14 protein-coding genes and 1 pseudogene are annotated in these 18,898 nt (G+C 66.1%); 6 read left to right on the forward strand and 9 right to left on the reverse strand.

Annotated elements, in window-relative coordinates; translation table 11 throughout:
• Positions 1–101 precede the first annotated feature (101 nt).
• The 3 genes and pseudogenes from ACQY5A_RS04460 (at position 102) to ACQY5A_RS04470 (ending at position 2,678) form a co-directional block, all read left to right on the forward strand.
• Positions 102–1,179: pseudogene (locus ACQY5A_RS04460) on the forward strand (APA family fibronectin-binding glycoprotein).
• Between the two features lie 123 nt (positions 1,180–1,302).
• Positions 1,303–1,611, forward strand: coding sequence for a GlsB/YeaQ/YmgE family stress response membrane protein (locus ACQY5A_RS04465; RefSeq protein WP_428339180.1), 309 nt, complete (start codon positions 1,303–1,305; stop codon positions 1,609–1,611).
• Between the two features lie 38 nt (positions 1,612–1,649).
• Positions 1,650–2,678, forward strand: coding sequence for a zinc-binding alcohol dehydrogenase family protein (locus ACQY5A_RS04470; protein ID WP_428339181.1), 1,029 nt, complete (start codon positions 1,650–1,652; stop codon positions 2,676–2,678).
• 7 nt (positions 2,679–2,685) lie between these two features.
• Here ACQY5A_RS04470 and ACQY5A_RS04475 read toward each other — a convergent pair whose 3' ends face one another.
• Positions 2,686–3,450, reverse strand: a complete 765-nt coding sequence (locus ACQY5A_RS04475) for a lysostaphin resistance A-like protein (RefSeq protein ID WP_428339182.1) — start codon at positions 3,448–3,450, stop codon at positions 2,686–2,688.
• Positions 3,451–3,632: 182 nt separating this feature from the next.
• Between ACQY5A_RS04475 and ACQY5A_RS04480 the strand changes: the two genes are divergently transcribed.
• From ACQY5A_RS04480 to ACQY5A_RS04490, 3 genes are all read left to right on the forward strand, one after another.
• Positions 3,633–6,050: a CoA transferase gene (locus ACQY5A_RS04480; RefSeq protein ID WP_428339399.1), complete on the forward strand. Its 2,418-nt coding sequence runs from the start codon at positions 3,633–3,635 to the stop codon at positions 6,048–6,050.
• On the forward strand, positions 6,050–7,531 hold the full coding sequence (locus ACQY5A_RS04485) for an acetyl-CoA acetyltransferase (protein ID WP_428339183.1): 1,482 nt from the start codon (positions 6,050–6,052) through the stop codon (positions 7,529–7,531). Before ACQY5A_RS04480 ends, ACQY5A_RS04485 begins: the two co-directional genes overlap by 1 nt.
• 86 nt (positions 7,532–7,617) lie before the next feature.
• Positions 7,618–9,711 carry an NAD-dependent epimerase/dehydratase family protein gene (locus ACQY5A_RS04490; RefSeq protein ID WP_428339184.1) on the forward strand — a complete coding sequence of 698 codons (2,094 nt, stop codon included), beginning with the start codon at positions 7,618–7,620 and terminating at the stop codon, positions 9,709–9,711.
• On the opposite strand, the gene ACQY5A_RS04495 is transcribed toward ACQY5A_RS04490, so the two are convergent.
• From ACQY5A_RS04495 to ACQY5A_RS04530, 8 genes are all read right to left on the reverse strand, one after another.
• Positions 9,704–10,936: an NAD(P)/FAD-dependent oxidoreductase gene (locus ACQY5A_RS04495; protein WP_428339185.1), complete on the reverse strand. Its 1,233-nt coding sequence runs from the start codon at positions 10,934–10,936 to the stop codon at positions 9,704–9,706. The two genes, ACQY5A_RS04490 and ACQY5A_RS04495, sit on opposite strands and share 8 nt — an antisense overlap.
• Positions 10,937–10,947: 11 nt before the next feature.
• The gene (locus ACQY5A_RS04500; RefSeq protein ID WP_428339186.1) at positions 10,948–11,589 is read right to left on the reverse strand and encodes an endonuclease; all 642 of its coding nucleotides are present in this window, start codon (positions 11,587–11,589) and stop codon (positions 10,948–10,950) included.
• Positions 11,590–11,631: 42 nt separating this feature from the next.
• Positions 11,632–11,964 carry a TfoX/Sxy family protein gene (locus tag ACQY5A_RS04505; RefSeq protein WP_428339187.1) on the reverse strand — a complete coding sequence of 111 codons (333 nt, stop codon included), beginning with the start codon at positions 11,962–11,964 and terminating at the stop codon, positions 11,632–11,634.
• A gap of 77 nt (positions 11,965–12,041) precedes the next feature.
• The gene (gene lon, locus ACQY5A_RS04510; protein WP_428339188.1) at positions 12,042–14,354 is read right to left on the reverse strand and encodes an endopeptidase La; all 2,313 of its coding nucleotides are present in this window, start codon (positions 14,352–14,354) and stop codon (positions 12,042–12,044) included.
• 37 nt (positions 14,355–14,391) lie between these two features.
• On the reverse strand, positions 14,392–15,183 hold the full coding sequence (locus ACQY5A_RS04515) for a TauD/TfdA dioxygenase family protein (RefSeq protein ID WP_428339189.1): 792 nt from the start codon (positions 15,181–15,183) through the stop codon (positions 14,392–14,394).
• Positions 15,162–16,226, reverse strand: a complete 1,065-nt coding sequence (locus tag ACQY5A_RS04520) for a D-alanine--D-alanine ligase family protein (RefSeq protein WP_428339190.1) — start codon at positions 16,224–16,226, stop codon at positions 15,162–15,164. Before ACQY5A_RS04520 ends, ACQY5A_RS04515 begins: the two co-directional genes overlap by 22 nt.
• Positions 16,227–17,627 carry an ATP-grasp enzyme gene (locus tag ACQY5A_RS04525; protein WP_428339191.1) on the reverse strand — a complete coding sequence of 467 codons (1,401 nt, stop codon included), beginning with the start codon at positions 17,625–17,627 and terminating at the stop codon, positions 16,227–16,229. It abuts the gene before it with no gap.
• Positions 17,620–18,846, reverse strand: coding sequence for a sedoheptulose 7-phosphate cyclase (locus tag ACQY5A_RS04530; RefSeq protein WP_428339192.1), 1,227 nt, complete (start codon positions 18,844–18,846; stop codon positions 17,620–17,622). The genes ACQY5A_RS04525 and ACQY5A_RS04530 overlap by 8 nt, the downstream gene beginning before the upstream one ends.
• Positions 18,847–18,898 lie beyond the last annotated feature (52 nt).

Genomic DNA, 18,898 nt, shown 5'->3' on the forward strand with positions numbered 1-18,898 from the left:
CACGTTTGTTGTGGCCCGCGCATAGTCCGGCGACGAAAAAAGCGGTCGCAACGTCCGCAATTCGCACTTGCGTCACGGGTGTAACACGGTAGTTTTTTGTCATGGACCAGGCGGACCGCTATTCGACTCGGCGCAAAAACCGCTGGATGACGCGCGTCGCCGCGGCAGTCGGCGGTGCCGGAGCCATCACATTCGCAGTGCCGGCGGCTGCCGGCGCCGATCCGGTGCCTGCGCCGCCCCCGAGCCCTGCGGCGCCCGCCCCTGGCGCGCCCGCTCCGGCTCCGGCGCCTGGCCCACCTCCCGCCGTGCCCGACGCAGCACCGGGCCCCGGCGGTCCCGCAGTGGCTCCACCGCCCGCCGCCCCGCTCGGGGCGCCGCCCGCGGCCGACCCGAATGTCCCGCCCCCGCCCCCGGTCGACCCGAACGCCGGACGGACTGACAACCCGGTCGGTGGGTTCAGCTATGTCCTTCCCGCAGGTTGGGTGGAATCCGACGCGACGCACCTGGACTACGGTTCGGCGCTGCTCAGCAAGATTTCCGGCGCACCGACGCCTGGTCAGCCACCGCCGGTCGCCAACGACACCCGCGTCGTGCTCGGCAAGTTGGACCAGAAGCTCTACGCCAGCGCCGAAGCCGATAACGCGAAAGCCGCCGCCCGGCTCGCATCGGACATGGGTGAATTCTTCATGCCCTACCCCGGCACCCGGGTGAACCAGGAGACGATCCCGCTCGGCGCCAACGGCGCGGCCGGCGGAGCCTCGTACTACGAGGTGAAGTTCAGCGACACCACCAAGCCGAACGGCCAGATCTGGGCGGGCGTGGTCAGCCCGCCAGGCGCGGCGGGCGCGCCGAGCCAACGCTTTTTCGTGGTCTGGCTGGGCACCGGTAACAACCCCGTCGATAAGGCAGGCGCGAAGGCGCTGGCCGAATCGGTCCGACCACTGGGCGCGGTTCCCGGCCCGGCACCCGCGCCGGGTGCGCCTCCTCCTCCGGGCGCTCCCGCTCCGGCACCTGCTCCGGGTGCACCCGCGCCAGCCCCGGGCGCGCCAGCTCCAGCACCAGCCCCTGGGGGCTCCAGCTCCCGGCGCTCCGGTACCCGCGCCGCCAGCGCCGCCACCGCCCGGACAGCCCGCCGGCGGCAACGGTGCGGCACCGGCTCCCGGCACGGTGTCGACCTAGCGTCGACGTGCCGGCCGCGTACGAACCGACTTGCGCAATTACACGTATGAGTAATTACTTCAAAGTGGGTATACCGACGGCCAGCCCGACGGAGGGCTGAGCGAACACGGCAAGGAGTTCCGAATGAGTGTCATGGCAGCTACCGAGATTCTGGCTTTGGCGACGCCGACCGCGGTCGGGTGGATCGGCTACATCGTCATCGGCGGTATCGCCGGTTGGCTAGCTAGCAAGGTCGTCCAAGGCTCCGGGTCGGGCATCTTGCTCGACGTCGTCGTCGGGGTCATCGGTGGATTTCTCGGCGGCTTTCTGCTCAGCAAGCTCGGTTTCGACGTTGTGAGTGGCCGCCACTGGTTCACCTTCTTCACGGCGTTCCTCGGAGCCGTTCTTCTGCTCTTCATCGTGCGGTTGGTGCGAAGCTCCACCCGGCGTTAACCCGTTGCGGGCGCGGTGATCGGCGGCATGCGGTACCTATGACCTCCGCCGCGATTCCTACCACGATGCGCGCGTGGCAGGTCGTTGATCCAGGCCCGATCGGCTCCGGACCGCTGGAGTACGTCAGCACCCCGGTGCCGCAGCCTGGACGATCGGAGCTTCTGGTCGCCGTGCGTGCATGTGGCGTGTGCCGCACCGATCTGCATGTCACCGAAGGCGATCTCGCCGTGCACCGGGAACGGGTGACGCCCGGGCACGAAGTGGTCGGCGAAGTGGTCGACGTCGGCACCGACGCCGACGCCGAGTTCCACGTCGGCGACCGGGTAGGCATCGCGTGGCTGCGGCACACGTGCGGAGTCTGCGCGTACTGCCGCCGCGGCGACGAGAACCTGTGCCCGAAGTCCCGCTATACGGGATGGGATGTCGATGGCGGATACGCGGAATTCGCCACGGTCCCCGCGGCTTTCGCCCATCGTCTGCCGAGCGGCTACAGCGACAGCGAACTTGCGCCGCTGCTGTGCGCCGGCATCATCGGATACCGGTCGCTGCAGCGCGCGGCGCTTCCCGACGGCGGCCGGCTGGGCATCTATGGGTTCGGCGGCAGCGCACATATCACCGCGCAGGTCGCGCTGGCTCAGGGCGCCGAAGTGCACGTGATGACTCGCGGTGTCGCGGCGCAGCAGCTGGCGCTCGAGCTGGGCGCCGCGTCCGCACAGGGCGCCGCTGATCCGCCACCGGCGCAGCTCGACGCCGCGATCTTGTTCGCTCCGGTCGGCGATCTGGTGCTGCCGGCTTTGGAGGCGTTGGATCGTGGCGGGACATTGGCGATCGCCGGTATCCACCTCAGCGACATTCCTGCCTTGGTTTACCAGCGACATCTCTTTCAGGAGCGTCAGATTCGCTCGGTGAGCTCGAACACCCGCGCCGACGCGCGGGCCTTCCTCGACTTCGTCGGCGAGCACCACATCTCGGTAACCAGTCCGGAATATCCACTGAGCCAGGCGGATCGGGCGCTGTCGGATCTCAGCGCCGGCCACATCTCTGGTGCAGCGGTGCTGCTGGTCTAGCGGCTGCTCAGCTGGACAGCTGCCAGACCACGGCAGCAGCGAGAGCGCCCAGCCCGTTGAGCGACCAATGCAGCGCGATCGGCGCCAGCAGACTTCCACTGCGCCGTCGCAGCCAGCTGAAGACAAACCCGGCCGCTGCGGTCGCGAGCACCGCCAACACCACCCCGGCCATCATGCCGACGACCCCGCCGCCGAAGATGCGGGTGAAGCCGACGTTGCTGCTCGTCAGACCGAGCGACGTCGCGATGTGCCACAGCCCGAACAGCAGCGAGCCGGCCAGCGCTACACCGCGAAAACCCCACGCCCGGTTCAGGGCGCCGTGCAGCACCCCGCGAAATGCCAACTCCTCCGGAATGACGGTTTGCAGCGGGATGATGATCATCGACGCCATCAGAGCGCCGGAGATCGTCGCGTAATGCTGGTTCATGAACATCGGCCGGGTCAGCGGTAGCAGTGCGCCCAGCGCGATCACCGTCATCACCGATGCGATGGCGCCGGCGGCGTAGGCGGCGCCCGACTTCCAATGTTCACGGCCCAGACCGAGTTCAGCCCAGCCCAGACCGTTGAACCGCAACCATGCGACCAGGCCGATCGCGGCAACCGGGACGGTCACGATGCTCGCCCACGGCGTGGTGAAGTGCGCGATCAGATTGGTCAACGTCAGCACGGCCACGACGACCGCGACGTCGACCTGAATACGGAAGTGGTGCAGCGCCGAGAGTTGCGCGAGCAGCGGGTGTGGTTCCGCCGCGGCACTCTCGTAGCCAGACATCTCACCCAGGCTACCAACGACAGCGAGGCAGGTGACTCGAGTTGACACCTGCCAACTACGCTGGCCTGATGCGTGACAACGCCGTGCCGCCCGAGAATGGGCTCGTCGGCAGCGACCCGCTGCACTCGGCAACGCCGCAAGGGCTCGTCGGCGGCGACCCGCTGCACTCGGCTACGCCGAGTTTGCGATCGCCGCAAGGGCTGTTGGCGTCGCTGCGGGTGCTCGACCTATGCGACGGCGACGGCGATGCTGTCACCCGAATACTGGCCGACCTTGGTGCCGACGTCTTGAAGGTGGAGCCGCCCGGCGGCAGCCCGTCCCGGACCAGTCGACCCACGCTGCGCGGCACCGGCGTGCGCTTCGCGCTGCACAACGCGAACAAACGCAGCGCGGTGCTCGACCCGTCCGACCCGAGCGACCGGGAGCGGCTGGTCGAGCTCGCCGGCAGCGCCGACATCGTCGTCGACAGTGGACTACCCGGCCGGGCCGCTGCGTACGGAACCTCCTGCGAAGAACTCGCCGACCGTTTCCCGCAGCTGGTGGGGTTGTCGATCACCGACTTCGGCAGCACGGGACCCCGCGCGGCGTGGCGGGCGACCGACGCGGTGCTCTATGCGCTGTCGGGTGCGTTGGCGCGGTCCGGTCCCACCACCGGAACACCGGTATCGCCGCCAGACGGGATCGCCTCGGCCACCGCCGCCGTCCAGGCCGCCTGGTCCGCACTGGTCGCGTATTACAACAAACTGCGTTGCGGTACAGGCGATTACATCGATTTCTCCCGATACGAAGCCGTGGTGATGGCGCTCGACCCGGCGTTCGGAGCGCACGGTCAGGCCGCTGCGGGCATCCGGCATCCGGACCGGTGGCGCGGACGCCCGAAAAACCAGGACGCCTACCCGATCTACCCCTGCCAGGACGGCCACGTGCGGCTGTGCGTGATGTCTCCGCGACAGTGGCATGGGCTCCGTCGCTGGCTGGGCGAGCCCGACGAATTCCAAGACCCCAAATACGACGTCATCGCGGCGCGGTTCAAGGCGTGGCCGCAGATCGGCCTACTGGTTCAGCAACTGTTCGCCGGCCAGACGATGAAAGCGCTTGTCGCCGAAGGTCAGTCGCACGGTGTGGCGATATCCGCCGTGCTGGATCCCACGCAGATCCTGGCATCTGAGCACTTCCAGTTGGTCGGTGCGGTCGCCGACGCCGAGCTGGTTCCCGGCGTGCACAGCACCATCCCGACGGGCTACTACTCGGTCGACGGGCAGCACCTCGGTTTTCGCGCGCCCGCTCCACCGGCCGGCATCCACGATGCGCGATGGAAGGCCGGGGCCGCGACGGTAGCGGCGCCGGCGAAGTCTGGGCCGCGCCCGTTCGACGGGCTGCGGATCGTCGACCTCGGCATCATCGTTGCCGGCGGCGAACTCAGCCGGCTGTTCGGCGATCTGGGCGCCGAGGTGATCAAGGTCGAGAGCACGGCCTACCCGGACGGGCTGCGACAGGCCCGCGTCGGTGAAGCCATGAGCGAGTCCTTCGCGTGGACGCATCGCAACAATCTGGCGTTCGGCGTCGACCTGCGCAGTACCGCCGGCAAGCAGGTGTTCAGCCGATTGGTCGAAGACGCCGACGCGGTGTTCGCCAACTTCAGGCCGGGAACGCTTGCCGCACTGGGTTTCCCACATAAAACTTTGCAGTCCCTGAATCGGCGTGTGGTGCTGGCCGAGAGCAGTGCCTTCGGCGACCGCGGGCCGTGGAGCAACCGGCTGGGGTACGGGCCGCTGGTGCGTGCCACCGCGGGCGTCAGCAAGCTCTGGACAGACCCGCACCCGCACTCAGACGAGCCCGGCCCCCGACACCGGTTTTACGACGCCACGACCGTCTTCCCCGATCATGTGGTCGGCCGGATCACCGCGATCGGTGCGTTGGCCGCGCTGATCCAGCGCGACCGCACCGGTTCTGGTGCCCGCGTGCACGTCTCGCAGGCGGAGGCCGTCGTCAACCAGCTCGACACGCGATATGTCACGGACTCGGCGCGCGCCGACCACGCCGCCGAATTGGACGACGACACCAGCGTTCACGAGGTCGTGCCGTGTGCCGGCGACGATGAGTGGTGTGCGATCTCGATCCGTAGCGACGAAGACTGGCGTTCAGCCAGTGCAGCTTTCGGGCTCACCGAGCTGGCTGACGACCCGCGGTTCGCCACCGGGGAGGCGCGACTTGCGCATCGGAGCGAGTTGGTTGCGCAGGTGTCGACGTGGACGGGTGACCGCACACCGCAAGAGGTGGCCCAGGCCCTGCAATCGGCCGGTGTCCCGGCCGGGCAGATGAACCGCCCGCCGGACATCTTGGAAGATCCGCAACTGTGCGAGCGAAAGTTGTTCAGCGGCATGCGTCATCCGCTGTTCGATCATCCGCTGGCCGCCGAGACCGGCCCGGCGCCGTTCCGGCACATCCCGCCGGCGCCCCAGCGTCCGGCGCCGCTGCCCGGGCAACATACCCGCGAGATCTGCCACAAGGTCCTTGGCATGAGCAGCGAGGAAACCGACCAACTGATCCAGCTTGGGGTGCTGTTCGCATCCACCGACACCGCGGAAGGTCTCGCCTGATGCCCGTCAACCCCAGAACGCCGGTGCTGGTCGCTCACGGCCAAGTGAACCACCGCGAACCGGCTCAGGAGAACACCCTTGAGCCGGTCGATCTGATGGCCGCCGCGGCGCGCGAAGCCGCGGACGCGCGCGTGCTGGAAGCGGTCGACTCGATCCGGGTGGTCAACCTGCTGTCGGTGTATTACCGCGACCCGGCGCTGCTCCTCGGGCAACGCATCGGCGTCGGCGAATTCACCACTCGCTACAGCGGTGTCGGCGGCAACGTCCCACAGACGCTGGTGAACCGGACGTGCGCAGACATCCAACACGGGCGCGCCGACGTGGTCCTGGTGGCCGGCGCGGAGATGTGGCGAACCCGAAACCAACTACGTGCAGAGGGGCAACGGCTTGGCTCCACCACACAGGACGACTCGATTCCGCTACCCGAGGGCAGCGACGAGAACGTGCCGATGGCCGGGGATGCCGAGATCCGCATCAAACTGGACCGCCCCGCATACATCTATCCGATGTTCGAGCAGGCGCTGCGAGTCAGCACCGGGGAGTCGGTCGACGGTCACCGCGGCCGCATCGCGGAGTTGTGGGCGCAGTTCAGCAAGGTCGCGGTACACAATCCGCATGCCTGGATTCGCAAACCGGTTACCGCTGAGGAGATTTCACAGCCCGGACCGTCGAACCGGATGATCAGCTGGCCGTACACCAAGCTGATGAACTCCAACAACATGGTCGACCAGGGTGCCGCACTGATCCTGACATCGGTCGAGGCCGCCACCCGGTTGGGCATCCCGGCCGATCGATGGGTCTACCCGTACGCGGGCACCGACGCGCATGACACGTATTCGATCAGCGAGCGCGCTGAACTCCACCGGTCGCCGGCGATCCGGATCGGCGGCGCGCGGGCGCTGGAACTGGCCGACGTGGGCATCGACGACATGGACTACGTCGACCTGTACTCGTGCTTCCCCTCCGCAGTGCAGGTCGCGGCGGCCGAGCTGGGGCTGCCTGCCGACGACCCTGCTCGGCCCCTGACGGTGACCGGCGGACTGACCTTCGCCGGCGGTCCGTGGAGCAACTACGTCGCGCATTCCATTGCCACCATGGCCGGGCTGCTGACCGCCAACCCCGGCCGGCGTGGGTTGATCACCGCCAATGGCGGTTATCTCACCAAACACAGTTTCGGCGTGTACGGCACCGAGCCGCCGAGAACCGAATTCCGTTGGGAAGACGTCCAACCCGCGGTGGACAGCGGGCCCATCCGAACGGCCGCGGTGGAGTGGGAAGGCGTCGGCACTGTCGAGGCCTGGACAACACCGTTCGACCGAGATGGCCAGCCCGAGAAGGCTTTCCTGTCGGTTCGCACCCCCGACGAGCGGCGCTCGCTGGCATTGATCACCGACCGGTCCGCGGCCGCGGCAACTGTGCGCGAGGACATCGGCGGCGCCAAGGTCACCGTTCACGCTGACGGTTCCGCCACGTTGCAATGAGTTAACGGGGTTACTGAAACCTACCTGGAACCGCCCCACGCGACTATTGTCGTCCAATCGACTAGAAGCCGTGGAGGTGCTCGGCCGTGCGGATTCTATTGACCGGCGTCACCGGCGTGCTCGGTCGTGCGGTCGCCCGGCAATTGGTTGCCGCCAACCACGCTGTCACCGGCATCGGCGCTCACCCACACCAGAACCTGCACTCCGACGTCGATTTCGTCGGTGCATCACTCGGCGACCCGGTCCTGCAGCGGCTGGCCGATGCCGCCGATGTGGTCGTGCATCTCGCCCCGATCGAGCCCGGCGTGCCCGGCAGCGCCGGGATCGACGGGCTGGTTCGGGTGGCGCATGCTGCCGCACGCGCCGGTGCCCGATTGATTTACGTATCGGCTGCAGCCGGGGCGCCGGCGCTCTGCGCGCAGGCAGAGACCCTGGTAGCCAGCGGCTGGGCGCCGAGCCTCATCGTGCGGATAGCGCCGACGGTGGGCCGCCAGCTCGACTGGATGATCTGCCGCACCGTCGCCGGCCTGCTGCACAGTGCGTCCGCGACTGAGCGGGTACGGGTGTTGCATTTCGACGATCTGGTTCGGTTCCTGGTGCTCGTCGTGGCCACCGATGGCACCGGCGTCGTCGACCTGGCGAGTCCGGACATGATCGATGTCGCCGCGGCGCGCGGCATGCTGCGGGCCGCCGGGCAGCGCCCGCGGCGCACCCGCACGCCAGGATGGGCCCAGCTGACACCCGACCTGGACCTCGCGGCGCTACAGGAATTGTGGCGGTTCGAATTCGCCTGGCCAACAACCGATGCCATCGTCGACACCGGGCGTGGGCTGGCTGGCCGCAAACTCGACGCCACGGGCGCGGCCGCCTTAGCGGGACATCTGCCGTTGCCTTTCGAAGTTGTCCTGCCGATCGAGCCGTCTGACGGGGCGCCGTTGCGGTCGGCCTTGCCGGACGAGCAGGAAGGGGAATTCGACGACCGGGTCGACCCGCGCTTTGCCGTCTTCAGCGCCGTCCCGTTGACCGAGACGTTGCCGGGTCCGTTGACCCCCATGACACTCGACGTCCAGATCCCCGGCCTGCGCGCCGCCGCGCGGATGATCGGCGCGGTAATGGCATTCGGCGACGTCGTCACCGCCGAGTGGGCAAGCAGGTCCGTCGCGGTGTTCGGTCACCGGCCCTACGTCGGCGTTTCGGCAAGCGTAATCGCAGCAGAGCAGATGCCCGGCTGGGACCTCGGCGAGGTTGTGCGGGCCTCACTCGGGGATTCCCCGGCTCACCCGCTGTTTCCACTGGGCCGCCCGCCCCAGAGCGGCAGACTTGGATCCACGGCCGCGAAAGCGATTGCGGTCAAACGCGCCCTGGCGTTGCTGCGGCACCTCAAGGCAGACACCCAGACCTATCTCGTAGCGGCGACGGCGGAACATCGTGTTGCGGCGCAACTGAATTCGCTGTCCGATGCCCAATTACAAGCACGCGCCCGGTTACTGCGCGACAGAATCCACCAGGGCTGGGCACTGACCGGATTGTGGCTGATCGACAGTGGCGTCACCGCCGCGACCGTGGAGCGCCGCGGCGTAAACGTCGCCATCACCGGGCTGGGCACCCTGGTGCACAGTGACGCCCTCACCGCCAAGACCTCGTCGCTGGCAGCCCTGATCCGCGGCGATCTGCCGTTGTGTGCGCTGGCTGTCGACGGCGACCTCGCCGGAATCGGCGCCCAGTCGCCGACCGTCGGCGCAACCTTCGCCGCCGCGGTCAGTGGGATCGGGCATCGCGGCCCGGGCGAGGTGGAGCTGGCCAACCTGATGATCGACGACGATCCGGCAATCCTGCTGGCCGCGGCGGGACGGGCCGCGACCGAGTTTCCACAGCGGATGCCGCCGGCCACGCCGGGGGAGAGGCTGCCCGAACGGTTGGCGGCCAGCGCCCGCGCTTCTCGGGAATCGGCGTACGACACGACGATTCGGTTCACGCACGAGCTTCGAATGACGTTGCGCGAGCTAGGTTCTCGATACGTCGCGCGTGAACTGATCGACGTCGCCGGCGAAATCTTCTATCTGACCTGCGACGAGGCGGTCACACTGCCGTCCGATGCCCGGCTGCGCATCAAACGCCGGCGCGCCGAGCGGGAGCGGTTTCAGGGGCTGCGAATGCCCGATGTCATCACCGTCAGCTGAGCACGTCGCCCAGCGACAACTGCGGGTCGGCCAACTTTTCCGGATCCACAGGGGCTTTCTTCTGGATCATGTTCTTGATGTCGTCGAGGACATCCCAGATGTTGACGTTCATCCCGGCCAGCACCCGGTTGTCGGCATCGAGCCAGAAGGCCATGAATTCCCGGCCCTTGACGTCGCCCCGGAACACCACGCGCTGAAAATCCGGCGCATGGCCGGCGTACTCCATGCCCAAGTCGTACTGATCGGTGAAAAAATAAGGCAGCTCTTTGTATTCACCGGACTCACCGAGCATGCCCGCCACGGCGACGTCGGGTTGCTTGAGCGCGGTGGCCCAGTGTTCGGTGCGGATCCGGGTCTCGAACAGCGGGTGTTCGGCAGCGGCGATGTCACCGATGGCGTAGATGTCGGGGGAGCTCGTCTTCAGCGACGCGTCGACGAGCACGCCGCCGTCTTCGATCGCCAAACCGGCTCGCTCGGCCAGTTCGATGTTGGGCTGGGCACCCACGGCGATCAGCACCCGATCGGCAGTAATCGTCGAGCCGTCGCCCAGCTTGAGGCCGGTGGCCTTGCCGTCCTCGGTGGTGACTTCTTCGACTTCGGTTTCCAGGCGAAGGTCCACCCCGTGATCGCGATGCAGCTGGGCGAAGACCTTGCCGACGTCTTCGCCGACTGCGCCACTCAGGGGCACCTTGGCGGTTTCGACCACAGTGACGTCGACGCCGCGCTGGCGGGCGCTTGCCGCGACCTCCAGTCCGATCCACCCCGCGCCGATCACGGCCAGCGAAGTTCCCTCTTTGAGAGTGGTGTCCAGGTTCGAGGCGTCGTCGACTGTGCGCAGATAGTGAACTCCGGTGGAGTCCGCGCCTGGAATCGTCAACCAGCGCGAACGTGATCCGGTGGCCAGCAGAAGTTTGTCGTAACGGAGGCTGGTGTCATCCGAGAGCGTTACAGTGTGCTCGGTCGGATCGATCGCCAGCGCTTCGGTGCTGGTGCGCAGTTCGATCTTGTTCTGCCGGTACCACTCTGAATCGTGCACGGTGAAATCGCCGAGCGATTTCTTGCCGGCCAGAAACTCTTTGGACAGCGGTGGCCGCTCGTAGGGGAGGTGCTCCTCCTCTGCGAGCAACACGACTCTTCCGTCGAAGCCTTTCTCGCGCAACGCTTCGGCCGCCTTGGCTCCGCCGAGTCCGCCGCCGATGATGACAAATGTTTTCGAGTCAGCCACGATCGCTCCTGTTAGTCGTTTGTCGCTGCCTGCTGGCGCAGATCGTCGTCGAGTGATGCCCGCACCAACGCCGCCGCCAGTCGGGCGTTTGTCTTCGGGCTGAGGGCGCCTAGTTCTTCGGGATCGCTGGGCAGTCCCAGTTTCTTGGCAGTCTGAGTGGCGCGTTTGTCGAAGTAGGGCCGCACCCATGTCCAGACGTCCTGGACTTCGCGAAGGTAGATGTCGGCGCCGGTGTCTCCGATTCCCTTGAATTGCTTCAGCATTCGCTTGGTTGCACCGACATCGTCAGATCCGCGACGCGCAATCTCACGCAAGTCACCGGAGTATTGATCGAGAACCCGTTGCGCCATCTCGGTGAGTCGCGTCGCGGAACTCTCGTCATAGCGGGCGTAGTGCGCGCGGCCGAACGCGTCGATCACGGTCTGCCGGTCAGCGCCTAGCACCGCCTTCGGGGTCTTGAGACCTTTGCTGAACAGTTCGCGCCCCGCACGCATCGCGATGGTCGCGTCAATCGGCTTGCTGGCCAGCATGCACAACACCAGAAGCTGAAACAGCGGCGACGGCTTGTCCCTCAACCGGACGCCCGCCTCGGCGGCAAACGTCTCGCCGGCGACATCGAGCAGCCGGCGAACCACCAGCTTGTGCCCAGCCATGGTTCTCGGCGTACCCGCACTCCGGCTTCGCAAACGTCAGCCTCACTTGGGCGGCAGCCCGCGCGCATAGTCGGCACCTCGGCTCACCCAGTCCGTCAGCTGCCGTGTGGTTTTCACGCCGTCGGCCTCGACCCGGATCCATCCGCGGACTTCACGGCCGGCCATCACCATCGGGTTGACATGAGCGCGCGCCAATAGCTTTTCGGTCTCATCCGGCGGTACCCGCACTAGTAGGCCGCCCTGGCCGCTGGCAGCCACGGACATGTTGCCGTTGATCAGGAAGGCCAGGCCGCCGAACATCCGCTTCTCGTCGACCCCACGTGCTGGACCCAGCAGCTCGCGTATGCGGTCAGCCAGGTGCCTGTCGTACGCCATGCGCAGACGGTAACGCCGAGCAGACGCAGAGTCGCACGATTTCGGCAACGCGATTCTCTGTCTGCTCGCGGCAGGAATTAGGCGGCCGCCACCGCAGTATCCGCCGGCTCCAGTGCCAGCGCGACGATCTCGGCGACGTCGGTCATCGGCTTGACGTCCAACGCCTCGAGCACCTCGGCGGGCACATCGTCCAGGTCGGGCTCGTTGCGCTGCGGGATGAACACCGTCCTGAGTCCGGCCCGCTGCGCCGCCAGCAACTTCTGCTTGACGCCGCCAATTGGCAGGACCCGGCCGTTCAGGGTCACCTCGCCGGTCATTCCGACATCGCCGCGAACCTGTCGCCCGGTAGCCATCGACACCAGCGCGGTGACCATGGTGACGCCGGCCGACGGCCCGTCCTTGGGGACGGCGCCGGCAGGCACGTGCACGTGGATCCGCCGGTTCAGCGTCTCCGGGTCGACGCCCAATTCCTCGGCGTGCGAACGCACATAGGAGAGCGCGATCTGCGCGGACTCCTTCATCACGTCGCCCAGCTGCCCGGTCAGCTGCAATCCGGTCTCGCCATCATTGGCGCCTGCCTCGATGTAGAGCACATCGCCACCCAGCCCGGTCACCGCCAGGCCGGTCGCCACACCCGGCACCGCCGTGCGCTCCGCCGACTCGGGGGTGAACCGCGGTCGGCCCAGGTAGTCGACCAGGTCGGGCTCGTCGATCGTCACCGCGTGGTCAGCGATCTTGGTGGTGACCTTGCGAAGCGCCTTGGCCAGCAGTCGTTCGAACTGCCGCATGCCCGGCTCTCGGGTGTAGTCGGCGGCGATCTTGCGCAACGCAGCCTCGGTCACGCTGACCTCGTCGTCGGTCAGACCGGCGCGGTCACGTTGGCGAGGAAGCAAGAAGTCACGCGCGATGGCGACCTTGTCGTCCTCGGTGTAGCCGTCGATCTGCACCAGCTCCATCCGGTCCAGCAGCGCCGACGGGATGTTCTCGATCACGTTGGCAGTCGCCAGGAAGACCACATCGGACAGGTCCAGATCCAGGTCCAGGTAGTGGTCACGGAAAGTGTGGTTCTGCGCCGGGTCGAGGACCTCGAGCAGCGCCGCACTCGGGTCGCCGCGGAAATCCGAGCCGACCTTGTCGATTTCATCCAGCAGCACAACGGGATTCATCGATTCCGCCTCGCCGATCGCACGCACGATCCGGCCGGGCAGCGCACCGACATAAGTGCGACGGTGTCCGCGGATCTCGGCCTCGTCGCGCACGCCACCGAGAGCGACGCGGACGAACTTGCGCCCCAGAGCGCGGGCGACGCTCTCGCCCAGCGAGGTCTTGCCGACCCCGGGCGGCCCGGCCAGTACCATCACCGCACCGGAGCCGCGTCCGCCGACGACCTCGAGTCCCCGTTGGGCACGACGGGCTCGCACCGCCAAGTACTCGACGATGCGGTCCTTCACGTCGTCCAATCCGTGGTGGTCGGCGTCTAGAACTTCTCGTGCGAGCGTCAGATTTGTCGAGTCCTCGGTGCGGGTGTTCCACGGCAGATCCAGCACGGTGTCCAACCAGGTGCGGATCCAGCCGCCCTCGGGGCTCTGCTCGCTGGAGCGTTCCAGCTTGCCGACCTCGCGCAGCGCCGCCTCACGAACCTTGTCCGGCAGGTCGGCGGCTTCGACCCGGGCCCGGTAGTCATCGGAACCTTCGGGCTCGCCCTCACCGAGCTCTTTACGGATCGCGTTCAGCTGCTGGCGCAGCAGGAATTCCTTCTGCTGCTTTTCCATGCCCTCGCGGACATCTTCGGCGATCTTGTCGTTGACCTCGACTTCGGCCAGATGATCGCCGGTCCAGTCGATCAGCGCTTGCAGACGCTCGGAGACGTCTTCGGTCTCCAGCAGCTGACGCTTCTGCACGTCGGTCAAATAGGACGCGTAACCGGCCATGTCGGCCAGGGCCGACGGATCGGTCAGCTTGTTGACCACGTCGACAAGCTCCCAGGCCTCACGGCGCTGCAGCATCGCCAGCAAAAGCTTCTTGTATTCGGTTGCGAGATTGCGGGTTTCGTCCGCCGGTTCGGGATTGGTCACCTCGGTCACCTCGACCCACAGCGCAGCACCCGGTCCGCTCGCACCTGCGCCGATGTGGGCGCGGCGCTCACCGCGCACGACTGCGGCGGTGCCACCGCCGGGGATCCGGCCGACCTGAACGATCGTCGCCAGAACGCCGTAGGACGGGTACCGGTCGTCGAGCCGGGGGGCGATCAGCAATGTGCCCGATTCGGTGGCTCGCGCAGCTTCCACGGCGGCGCGAGCAGCGTCGTCCAGCGCGATCGGGACGACCATTCCGGGTAGCACCACCGGGTCGCTGACGAACAGAACCGGCACTGATTTGGCTTCAGCCATCATTCCTCCAAAGTTAAGCCTGATGCGCTCAACCTGGTCAGTCTTCGATTTGTTCCCTGCTGCTGTCGGCGACCATGCCGCGGTGCATCACACGATCGCCGAGCACGCCCGCATGGTCGGCGCGGTGCAGGACGCAACGGTTGTCCCAGATCACCACATCACCGGGTGCCCAGGTGTGCCGGTAGATGTTGTCGACGCGGGTGGAGTGCGAGAACAGGAATTCGACCATCCCCGCGGCCCGTGCCGGCGACATCCCGCTGATGTGGGCGCAGCGCTGCGGAGTCGACAGGTAGAGATAGGTGCGGCCAGAGGTCGGATGGACGTTGACGATCGGGTGCGCAGCCGATGTCTCCGCATCCGACCCGAGTTCCAGGCCTGTCATCACGTGCGTGATGCAGCGGCCATGCACCTCGCGCCGGATGTCGGCCGGCAGTGTCTCGTACGCGGCGTATTGGTCGGTGAACAATGTCTGACCACCTCGGTCCGGCACGACCACGGCCCGTAGAGCGGTGAAGGCCGGCGGTCGGCGCACGTAGCTGGTATCGGTGTGGAAGCTCGATCGCGGCGGACGGGTCCGGCCTATATTGCTGACCACATTGAGGTCCGGCTGTCCGGGAACCGGGGTTTCTCCGACGGTGAACATCGTCGGACCGATACTTCGGAGAAAGCGGAGAAAGCTCGCGTCGTCGGTGCGCTGGCCGGGCAGCACGACGACGCCGTGCTCGCCGAGCAGGCAGCGCATTGTCGCGGCGGTACTGGCGTCGAGAGTGTCTACGCGAAGTCCGGTCAGCGTGGCGCCGACGGGCGTCATCGCAGTGACGTCAAGCACTGCGCGCCTTCACGAGTCAATTCACCGACCCCGATCTCGAACAGTTGACGCAATCCGATTCCGACCGCGGACGCCATCACCGCAATCACGCTGCCGGGCGCATACGAGCAATAGAGGCCGGCTTCCAGAAACCAGGGTTGGCCGTACGGGTCGATACGGAAGTCGAACAGGCTGTAGTGCCGGCAGCCCAGCGCGATGTGACAGCGTCGTGCCGCCTCCCACACCCGCTTAGTGAGAAGGTCGTCGTCGACGACAATCCACGCTCTCGAGCGGTCCTTCGCGACGAGGTACAAGTCGCCGCTGTCGTTTCGCGCGAGTTTGTCCTCGCAGGTGCGAATGGGTTTACTCCACGGATCCATCGCATATTCTTCGAGCGGCAGGCAGACCAGTTCGCCGTCGCGAACGATGATGCCGCAGCGTACTTCTCGACCAAGCTCGATATAGGTCTCGACCAGTACGGCGTTGCCGTACCCATGCGCCAGCGCGGCAGCGGTGTCGTACTCGTCCGGGTTGCGCGCGAGGGACACCGCGATGGAATTGTCGGTGTCGATCGGTTTGACCACGACGGGATACGGCAGCGTTGGGCGTTCGCCGGGACCGAGTACCTGCGCCTCGGGCACGGCGACGCCGGCGGCCGCGACGGTTGACCGCGCCTGATGTTTGTCGACGCCGACCGCCATCACGTCGGCCGGGTTGCCGAGGTAGGGGATGCCGAGTTCGTCGAACAGAGCCCGGTAAGTGGTCATGCCGGGGATGCAGAACATCTGCGGGATCATCGCGTCTACGTCGAGCGTCCGGATCCGATCCACAGCCTCGGCATGTGTCAGGGCCGGGGCTGCTTCGATGGAATCAACACTGAGTTCGATTGGGAATCGCCACAATCCGTCGGGCGAGACGTAGGCGATGTGCATCACGTAGTCCGCCGATCGGCGCAGGGCATTCAGACAAGCCTCGGCGTAGAGCCGGGAAAGGTCGGCCCGGAAATCATCGACTGCCGAGCCCACCAAGTGGAGAAGCCGTAGCGGCTTCGCTGCGGAAGGCATTCAGTCGCCGTCCGGTTCGACGAGCTTGCCGATGTTGAAATCGATCTTCAACCAGCCCCGGCGGCGGATCAGATTGTCGATCAGCAATGCCGGAATCTGGACATGGTGAACCATGAAGTACGGCAGGGGATCCCACCACGCGAAGATGGCGTCCTTGCCGCGCACGATGGTATTGAGCCGCGCGCGCCGGTCTCGCCGGGTGAGCAGACGCCACATCTCGTGATAGATCCAGTATGTCGGGCGGGCACCGTCGACCGGCGTGATCACCGGATGCCCCTCCTCCAGATACGCCGAAGCCAACCGCGGATGGTTGTGAAACGTGGTGATCGCCGAGTGGGTCCGGGGATTGCATTCGATGGCATAGACACTGCCGTCGGTGGCCTCGATGAAATCGAACGAGAACTGGCCGGTGACGCCCAGTGCGCCGACGAAGTCCTCGACCCAGGAACGAATCTCCGGTTTGTCGACCATCGCGTAGTTGAGTTGGGCTGCCGAAGATTCGCAGCAGACATGGACCTGCAGCCGGCCGTTGATCGCCGTGCCATGGGTGCAGTACTCACGACCTGTGATGAACTCCTGCAGTATCCAAGGGTTTTCCCGCGAGATCGGCAGCCAATGGGCCAGTGCCGCGTTGCGCTGCGGCGTTCGTCTCGACAGTCTCGGCGGATCCAACCGGCCGACGGGGTTGTACGCGATCTGCTTCAGCACGTAGTTGCGTCCGGGGGGAAAATTGAAGTTCAGAATTTGCTGCCGATCGGTGATGCGCACCCAGCTCGGAACCCGAAGACCAAGAGCGACCGCAACTTTTGAGAATTCCGCTTTGTCGTCCAACATGCCTACGACGTCCTCGGTGGCGTGCATGACTTCGCAGATGCTGTCCAGTGTGTAGCGTGCCCGGGCATCGTAAATACTGGCGGCCGGACTTGACACCGGAATGACGTTGTCCACCGCTTCGTAGCGGACGATGTCGTACAGCGCGGAGTCGTAATCGGGGGCGGTCGGCTCGGGGACGCAGTAGAAGGCATCGACTGCCCGTGAGAACCGGTGACCGGTCAGCCGATATTTAGCGGTCTCGGTCAGGATCACTCGGTGGCCCGCGCGGTGAAAGGATCGGGCGAGTTGAAGCGCCTTGGTCATCTTGCCGCCGGTGATCAGCACGGTCCGGGAGGAACTGCTAGGCGAAGCCGGCGCCGAAGTCCGCACGCGGCCGATCAGCGCGACACCGACCACGAGCGCGTCGATCGGCAACGTGATCAGCAGACCGACGAGCGTGGCGAGCGTCCGGACCGTGGTGGCGGCTCGCCGGTCGCTCGACGTAGACACCGCCGCACCAAGTCCGGCGACGCGGGCACGCGGCGCCGAGGTCACCGAAATAGAGCGCAGTGGCACAACGTCATGCATGGCAACTGCCGTACGTCGTCGAGGTGAACATGTCGATGCCGTCTCCGCCCCGCGGGTAGCCCAGGCAGATTTTCCGGTGCAGCACCAAAGTTTCGGCGAGTTCGTCCACGGTTACGTCGTTGAGGAACAGACATTCGCCGATCGGCGCCGGGACCGCCGCCCGCAGAATGCCATCGCGAGTCCTCAAGATCGCTGTGGTGGCTTCGCCGAGCAATTCAGGTGTCAGGTGCTCGCTGTCCAGCGCGAGACCCAGGTCGCTCATCAATCCGAGCACCCGATCGCGCTCGTCGACCGACACGAGCCCGCGTTGTTCGGCCAGCGTCGTGGACAGTGCCATGTCGATGTTGATCGCGTGTCCGTGGAAGAACGGATCGGGCGGACTGAGCTCCAGCGTCGGACTCCAGGTGTGCCCGAAAGCGATCACCCGGTCGAGGTCGATCTCATGCAGATTCGGCACTTCGAGCTCGAGCATTGTAGCAATGGCCTGGTGGGTGAGACGTTCACCGGCAGAACGCAATTCCGGTGTCCCGTTCAGATGCCCGAACCGGGTCTGCAGCAGGTCGACGCCGTGCTCCTCGAGCAGCTGGAAGATTTCAGTGTTGCCGACCACCGAGATCTTGATCAGCTCGGCCATGCCATTGCGGACCTGGTCTTCCGGCAAGGTTTTGAGGAAAGAGAAGTCCAGCAGCACCTTCTGCGACGCGTGGTAGGCGCCCAGACGATTCTTGTGCTTGCCGTGGTTGACGGCGACCTTGATCGACACGCTGGCGTCGATGAGGCCGATCAGCGTCGTCGGAATCCGGATGTAGGGGGTGTTCCGTCGATAGCTTGCACACGCGAATCCCGCGACATCGGTGGTCAATCCGCCGCCGACGACCAGTACCGGCTCGGTGCGGACCAGCCCGTAGTCGTTGAACCTGCCGACAATTCTCTCGAAGGTCTCCAGCGACTTGGCGGTTTCCCGGATTTGAACCGGCATCACCGTGAGTTCGATACCGTGGCCCTCGAAGTACGCGTGAATCTCGTTGCCGTACAGCTCGTAGACCGTTTCATCGATCACCATCAGGGCTCGGCCGTACGAGCGATACGTTTCGGCCAATTCAAGGCTGTCCGGGCCGAAGACGCCGTCGACGTATACCAGGTCGTATTCGATCTTTTCATAGCCTTCCACGTGAAAGGCTCTGGGACTGTTGATGACTCGGGCTTGCATATCACTCATGACGATGTCCTTACTGCGAGGAATGTGGGGCGTTCCGGTCGGCCGTGCGGCC

This window comes from Mycobacterium sp. (assembly GCF_965277065.1).
Classification (GTDB): domain Bacteria; phylum Actinomycetota; class Actinomycetes; order Mycobacteriales; family Mycobacteriaceae; genus Mycobacterium.